The 6,959-nt window shown below is 71.2% G+C and carries 7 protein-coding genes; 5 read left to right on the forward strand and 2 right to left on the reverse strand.

Features of this window, described 5'->3' with window-relative positions:
- Nucleotides 1–148 precede the first annotated feature (148 nt).
- Entirely contained in the window at nucleotides 149–571 is a 423-nt protein-coding gene (locus tag ACFVIM_RS30820) for a DUF4240 domain-containing protein (RefSeq protein ID WP_384308313.1), read from the forward strand.
- 214 nt (nucleotides 572–785) lie between these two features.
- Here ACFVIM_RS30820 and ACFVIM_RS30825 read toward each other — a convergent pair whose 3' ends face one another.
- The gene (locus ACFVIM_RS30825) at nucleotides 786–1,052 is read right to left on the reverse strand and encodes a hypothetical protein (protein WP_384308316.1); all 267 of its coding nucleotides are present in this window, start codon (nucleotides 1,050–1,052) and stop codon (nucleotides 786–788) included.
- 332 nt (nucleotides 1,053–1,384) lie between these two features.
- Nucleotides 1,385–2,440, reverse strand: coding sequence for a GDP-mannose 4,6-dehydratase (locus ACFVIM_RS30830; RefSeq protein WP_384308319.1), 1,056 nt, complete (start codon nucleotides 2,438–2,440; stop codon nucleotides 1,385–1,387).
- Between the two features lie 814 nt (nucleotides 2,441–3,254).
- Between ACFVIM_RS30830 and ACFVIM_RS30835 the strand changes: the two genes are divergently transcribed.
- The 4 genes from ACFVIM_RS30835 (at nucleotide 3,255) to ACFVIM_RS30850 (ending at nucleotide 6,598) form a co-directional block, all read left to right on the forward strand.
- The gene (locus tag ACFVIM_RS30835) at nucleotides 3,255–3,461 is read left to right on the forward strand and encodes a hypothetical protein (protein WP_384308322.1); all 207 of its coding nucleotides are present in this window, start codon (nucleotides 3,255–3,257) and stop codon (nucleotides 3,459–3,461) included.
- A gap of 112 nt (nucleotides 3,462–3,573) precedes the next feature.
- Nucleotides 3,574–4,719, forward strand: a complete 1,146-nt coding sequence (locus tag ACFVIM_RS30840; RefSeq protein WP_384308325.1) for an acyl-CoA dehydrogenase family protein — start codon at nucleotides 3,574–3,576, stop codon at nucleotides 4,717–4,719.
- Nucleotides 4,716–6,350, forward strand: coding sequence for an amino acid adenylation domain-containing protein (locus tag ACFVIM_RS30845; RefSeq protein WP_384308328.1), 1,635 nt, complete (start codon nucleotides 4,716–4,718; stop codon nucleotides 6,348–6,350). Before ACFVIM_RS30840 ends, ACFVIM_RS30845 begins: the two co-directional genes overlap by 4 nt.
- Nucleotides 6,347–6,598, forward strand: coding sequence for an acyl carrier protein (locus ACFVIM_RS30850; protein ID WP_384308331.1), 252 nt, complete (start codon nucleotides 6,347–6,349; stop codon nucleotides 6,596–6,598). The genes ACFVIM_RS30845 and ACFVIM_RS30850 overlap by 4 nt, the downstream gene beginning before the upstream one ends.
- Nucleotides 6,599–6,959 lie beyond the last annotated feature (361 nt).

Below are 6,959 nucleotides of genomic sequence, written 5' to 3' on the forward strand. Positions count from 1 at the left end.
GGTGTGGGGACACCCCTCCCCGGCGCGGCGGCGGCCGCGCCGGGGGAACGTCCCGCCGGATCCCCTGTGCGGCCGCCACCGAGCGGGCCAGGGCGTACGGAGCCGGGCACCGGGCCGCGTTGTCAGTGCCGTCCGCCATGCTCGGTCCATGGACGAGAACACCTTCTGGCGGCTCATCGACGACTGCACCCCGCCCACGCCCGACCCGGAGGGGGAGGAGCTGGCCGTGGCCCTGACGGCCAGGCTCTCCGCCGGCCCGCTGGAGGATGTCATCGGCTTCGCCGAACAACTGGCCTGGATGCTCTACCAGTTGGACCGCCGCGCACTCGGCGAGGACCTGTCGGGTGACGGCTTCCTCTACACCCGGGCGGCGGTCGTGGCCGCGGGCCGCGACACCCATGCGGCCGTGCTCCGCGATCCCCGGCTCTTCACGCCCTACGCGCGGGACCTCATCTGGGCGGAGAGCCTGCTCTATGTCCCGGACGAGGCGTACCGGCGGATCACCGGCGAGGAGTGGGACCGGACCACCCGCTACAGCTACGAGACGTGCTCGAACACCGAGGCGTGGTGAGGCGCCGTGGCAGCGGGATGAGCCCTGGTGCCGCTGCCGAGGGGTGGGCCGGGCCCGCGTCCACGGGAAGGCGCGGTGGGCTGCGGGGACTTCGGCGGGCGCCGCCGGCCCGGGCGGCGACAGCGGCGCGCTCCCGGGCCGCGTCAGCTCACGGCGGCCGTTCCGTGGAACCCCGGCGCACCGGGGCTTCGGGCCGGCCGTCCTCGGCGAGGGCTCAGCCGACCAGTTCGGCCTTGTTCATCGCCAGCGAGACCGTCCCCGACGCTCCGCCGGACGTCCCGGCCGGGGCCTTCTCGGCGGACGGGGCGGCGCCGATCAGAAAGCCGCCGATGAGGATGGGTGCGACCTCGCTGAGCCGTTTGTGGGCCTGCGGGGTCGCGTCGGGTATGGCCATCTTGGCGAGCTGACCGGCGGCGCCGATCAGGAGGAACCCTCCGATGATCAGCGCGGCGGCGCTGCGGAGACGGTGGCGGACTGGCATGGCGCACTCCTTGGGGGCGACGGGGGACGGCGGGATCCGCGTCGGCGGCGTGCTCGGGATCGTAAGTCCGCCACCGCCACCGCCACCACCCGTTCGCCCAAGTGGAACCCGCTCTCCCGGCTCTGGCCATGCCACCGAGTGCCGCCAAGCGTCGTCAGCGGCCCGGACCAGGATCTGCGGCCATCGCCCTGCTGTGCGCGCCTGACCGGCTCCCGCGCGTCCGGATGGTCCCGCGCGGTGCTACGGCGCCGGACAGGCCACCCCGTAGGGCAGGGGCGCGGCGGAGACACCGCCTGACCGGGTGCGGGCCGGGCCGACTCACCATCCGGTGGTCATGGAGTGCCTCCCCCGGGACCGGTGACCGCCTCGGGGCGGGCCGGAATCTCGGGGACCGCCTCGGGCGGGCCCTCGGTGGTCGCGGTCCACGGACTCGGCCCTGACATCCAGGTGATGGTCCGCCGCAGCCCCTCCCGCAGTGAGACGCGCGGCTGCCAGCCCAGCACCTCCCTGGCCCGGGTGATGTCGGGTCTGCGCCGGGTGGGGTCGTCGACGGGCAGCGGGACGTGCCGCAGAGGTGAGGAACTGCCGGTGAGCTCCCGCACCAGGTGTGCCACCTCCAGCACCGTGGTCTCCCGGGAGCCACCGATGTTCATCGGTCCGGGGTCGGCACTCAGGGCGAAGTCCGTCAGGCACGCGACCGTGTCGGTGACGTAGCAGAGGGTCCGTGACTGCTGGCCGGTACCGGCGATGGTGATCGGCCGCCCGGTCAGCGCCTGATGGACGAAGTTGGGCACCATGCGTCCGTCGCCCGTCCGCATCCGGGGACCGAAGGAGTTGAAGAGCCTGACGATCCCCGTGTCCGCGCCCAGGTCACGGCGGAATGCCGCCGTCGCCGCCTCGGCGAAGCGCTTCGCCTCGTCGTACACGGCACGGGGCCCGATGGGATTCACATGGCCCCAGTACGTCTCGCGCTGGGGATGCTCGGCGGGGTCGCCGTACACCTCGGACGTCGACGCGAGGACGAACCTGGCGCCCTTCGCCTGGGCCAGCCGCAGCAGGGCGAGTGTGCCGGTGCTCCCCACCTCCAGCGTCTGGACGGGGAGCCGCAGATAGTCCTGGGGGGAGGCGGGGGAGGCCAGATGGAGAACCAGGTCCACCTCGCCTTCGCACGTCCACGGCTGGACCACATCGACCTGGTGGAACCGGAAACGGGGCCGGCCGGTCAGCTGGGCGATGTTCCCATACCGTCCGGTGGAGAGGTTATCCAGACACTCCACCCACATTCCGTGATCCAGTAACGCCTCACAAAGATGCGATCCGATGAATCCGGCACCGCCGGCGACTACCGCTCTTTTCCCCTGCCCGGATGAACCGTTGGCTGAAGTCATGGGCTTCCCCCCTAGGCCGTCTCTTTCGGATCTTGCTGGGCTCGCGTGCCCTGGTGCCACACCTCGCCGCGTTGTCGTCAGTCGCCAATGGCCCCCTGTGCCCTTCGGGCACGGGAGGTACCCCCACCGCAGTGACTCCCTCCTCCGCCTTGCGATCCGTCCCCACGGCCCTGGCGGGCCTGGGGAGGCCCCATGCACCAGACCCCGCTCCCTGACCCAGCCTGATCCAAAAGAAACGACCTAGCTGCTGCCCTGCGATCCGCTGGGAACGGGAATCACTCCGACGTTGGCATGCGTCGGGTACTCAACCGAGAAAAAAGAGAAAACTCGCCCCTGAGGTCAGTCGGCGAGAACTCTCACAGCAGGTGCAATCGGGCATATCCACTGCCGCGAGGCTCCAGCATCACTCAGGGAACATGACGGGGGCAAGCGTCCGGAAGGGGCCATGGGATGAATTGAGTCAGCGGGGATTCCCCCGGGTCGCGCCCTGCGGTGGACTATTGACGGCCAGACCAGCGGATCTGTGGAATAGGCAGCCTGGCTGATTTCACTCGCGTCGGTGCAAGGCGTTTCCGGCCGCTCGTACCGACCTGTTGACGCTGCAAGCTTCCTCCCTAAACTGATCACTGCATCAATTCAGTCAGGACGGGTTGTCCCAGCGTACCGGCCGTTCCCGGGTCGTCTGCGCACCTACGCTCGGCGGCGACGCGTCTCCATGCCGATCGTGCTCTCCTGCCCTGTCCGGCCCTGACTGGTCTGCGTTCCCACGAGGTCTTCGCCGAACTCACGAATGTCCGCATGAATGAGGTGGCTCATGCTGGTCCGGCACGTCCCCGTGGCCGACAACTCCCAGGTCGGGGTGTTCGTCAGACGGAAGCGGGAGATCATGCGCCCGCTCCCGCTCCGGGCGCCCCCGGCGCTGTCCGTCGATCGTCAAAACGGCCGGACGGTCTCCCCGATCGAGTCCTTCGGGGCGCTCTCCCCCATCCGGTACCAGAACGCCGCCGAGGCCCTCGCCTGACCGGATGGGCGGTGCGGGCGAGGTCCCAGCCCGTCCCGTCAGGGTTCGCGAGGCGGTCAGGACGGGCCCGCCGCGCGGGAACGGGACCATGCCGATACGACCGAGGAGACGTATGGATTTCTCGTGGACGCCCGAGCAGACGGCGTTCAGATCCAGTGTGGTCGAGTTCGCCCGCCGTGAGCTCAACGAGGGCATGGGCGAGCGCGATCGGACCGGCGCCTTCGACCGTGAGACCTGGCGCCGCTGTGCCGCTCTGGGACTCCAGGGGCTGATGATTCCCACGGAGTACGGTGGTGGCGGCGCCGACACGCTCACCACGGCCGGAGCGCTCGAAGCACTGGGCTACGGCTGTCTTGACAACGGGCTGATGTTCTCCCTGAACGCCCATATGTGGTCCTGTGCCCAGCCCATCCGGGAGTTCGGGAACGAGGAGCAGCGCCGCCGCTATCTGCCCGGACTGTGCGACGGCACCCTGATCGGGGTCCAGGCGATGACCGAGCCGGGCACCGGCTCCGACGCGCTCAGCCTGACCACCTCGGCCGTGCGGGACGGCGAGCACTATGTCCTCAACGGCGCCAAGGTCTTCATCACCAACGCCCCTGTCGCCGATGTCCTGCTGGTCTTCGCCCGCACCGACCCGAGCGCCGGCTTCCTCGGCCTCTCCGCCTTCCTGGTGGACCGGGACCGTCCCGGACTGTCCTTCGGTCCACCCCTGGAGAAGATGGGCCTGCGTACTTCACCCATGAGCGAGGTACGTCTCGACGACTGCGTGGTGCCGGCCGGCCGGCTCCTGGGCGCCCCCGGCACGGGCTGGGCCATCTTCAGATCCGCGATGGACTGGGAGCGGGGCCTCATCCTCGCCACGGCCGTGGGCACCATGGAGCGCCATCTTGAGCAGGCGCTCGAATACGCCCGCACCCGGAAGCAGTTCGGCTCACCCATCGGCTCCTTCCAGGCGGTCAGCCACCGCATCGTCGAGATGCGGCTGCGCTGGGAGACGGCGCGGCTGCTCCTCTACCATCTGGCCTGGCTCCGGGACCAGGGCCGGTCCACCGCCGCGGCCGCCGCGCTGGTCAAGCTCCACCTCAGCCACTGCTTCGTGGAGTCAGGGCTGGACACCATGCAGATCTTCGGAGGGCTCGGCTACGCCAGCGAACTCGGCGTCGAGCGCGATGTGCGCGACGCGCTGGGCAGCCGGGTCTACTCCGGCACCTCCGATATCCAGCGCAACATCATCGCCAGGGAGCTGGGCCTGTGACCGTCGACAGCCTGCACGGACTGCTGGAGCGGTCCGCGGCCCGGCATCCGGACCGCCCCGCGGTCATCGACGGTGAGGACCGGCTCACCTACCGGACCCTCGACGAGCGCTCCAGCCGCCTGGCGCGGACGCTGGAGGAGCTGGGCGTGCGACGCGGTGACCGGGTGGCCATCCTCGCCCCCAAGTCCGCCGCCTCCGTCGTCGCCATCTACGGCGTCCTCAAGGCGGGGGCGGCCTATGTCCCCCTGGACGCGGCCTCCCCGGCCGCCCGGATCGCCCACATCACCCGTGACTGCGGAGTCCGCGCCCTGGTCGTGGGCCCGGCCGGGCGGCTCGACGCGGGGACGGTGGCCGCCGCGGCGGCCGAGGCTCCCGTGGTGGTGCGCGCCACGCCGGAGGGCTGGGAGACCTCCGGCGCCGACGGCGTGGACCCGGCGGCGGCCCGCGTCGAGCCCGGCGGGCACACAGCCCCACCCGCCGACGGCGACCCGGCGGCGGCCCGTGCCTCCACCGGCCCACCCGGCCGCGACGAACTGGCCTATCTGCTCTACACCTCCGGCTCGACCGGGGTGCCCAAGGGGGTGGCCCTCACCCACGGCAACGCCCTCGCCTTCGTGGAGTGGGCCGTGGAGCACTTCGGGCTGAGCGCCGAGGACCGTCTCTCCGGCCATGCCCCCTTCCACTTCGATCTGTCGGTCTTCGACCTCTTCGGCGCCGCGGCGGCCGGGGCCGCCCTGGTCCTGGTCCCTCCGTCGTCGGTGCCGTTCCCGGCGGAGGTGGCGGGGCTGATCCGCCGCGAGCGGATCACCGTCTGGTACTCCGTGCCCTCGGCGCTCGTTCTGCTGACTCTCCGGGGCGGACTGGACGGTGACAACCCCCTGCCGTCCCTGCGGGCCGTGCTCTTCGCCGGGGAGGTGTTCCCGCCCGCGCGGCTGGCGGCGCTGATGGCGGCCGTGCCCCGGGCCAGGTACTACAACCTGTACGGCCCCACCGAGACCAACGTCTGCACGTGCTACGAGGTCCCCGTGGGACCCGCCGCCACCGGGTCCCTGCCCATCGGGACCCCGGTGTCGGGCGCCCGGCTCCGGTTGGCCGACGAGAACGGGAACCCGGTGCGCGGCGACTCGGTGCGGACCGGCGAACTGCTGGTCTCCGGACCGACGGTGATGCGCGGCTACTGGGGCGACCCGGAGCGCACCGCCGCCGCCCTGGTGACAGGCCCCGGAGCAGCTGATCCGGCGGCCGGACCCGCCTACCGCACCGGAGACCTCGTCCGTATGCTGCCCGACGGCGCGTACCAGCTCATCGGCCGCCGGGACGACCAGATCAAGAGCCGGGGCCACCGGATCGAGCTGGGCGACGTCGAGGCCGCGCTGCACGCCCACCCCCAGGTCACCGAGTGCGCGGTCGTCGCGGTCCCCGACGAACTCGTCACCCACCGGCTCGTCGCGTTCGTCGTCGCCGCCGAGGACCTCCACCGGGACGAGCTCTACTCCTTCTGCGCCCGGCGGCTGCCCAAGTACATGATCCCGGAGACCGTCACCTTCCTCGACGCCCTGCCGCGTACCTCACGGGGAAAGGTCGACCGGTACTCGCTGACGTCAGGACCCGACTTCAAGGGGAGCGCATGACACGCAACGAGAAGATCCGTGCCTTCATCCTCACCGAACTCCGCTGGTCCGACCCGCCGGAGGCGCTCACGGACGACTTCCCCCTGGTGGAGCGCAGTGCCGTCGACTCGCTCGACACCCTGAGACTCGCCTCCTACCTGGAACAGGAGTTCTCGATCACTGTCGCGGACACGGAGATCCTCAAGGAGAACTTCGCCAGCATCACCGCCATGTCCGGGTTCGTCGAGCGCAAGCTCGCCGAGCGCTGAGGGCCACCGCGCGCACCCCGCCGGACTTCGGCCCGGAGGGTAGTGAGCCGCCCCGGCGGGTATCGCGCCGATCGGCTTCGACGAGCTGACCAGCCATCTGTCGTCAACGCTAGTTGATGAGTTGATGAGTTGACGGAGGCGATCCGGGTCACGAGCGCCGCCGTGGCCGTCCCGACCGGATGACGGGCGGCTGCCGCGGGACCTTGTCGGCTGGGCCGTGTCACACGGTGGGGGAGGGGACGCGCCCGTGATCCGCGGGCGGCCGGGGCGGGGCCGGTTCCTTCGTACCCCGCCTCCCCGGTCGGCGGGCGGACCGTGCGCCGGCAGGGTGTCGGGTGTGGTCCCGGGGCCGGCCGGACGG

This window comes from Streptomyces sp. NPDC057638 (assembly GCF_042800315.1).
In the GTDB taxonomy this organism is placed as follows: Bacteria; Actinomycetota; Actinomycetes; order Streptomycetales; family Streptomycetaceae; genus Streptomyces.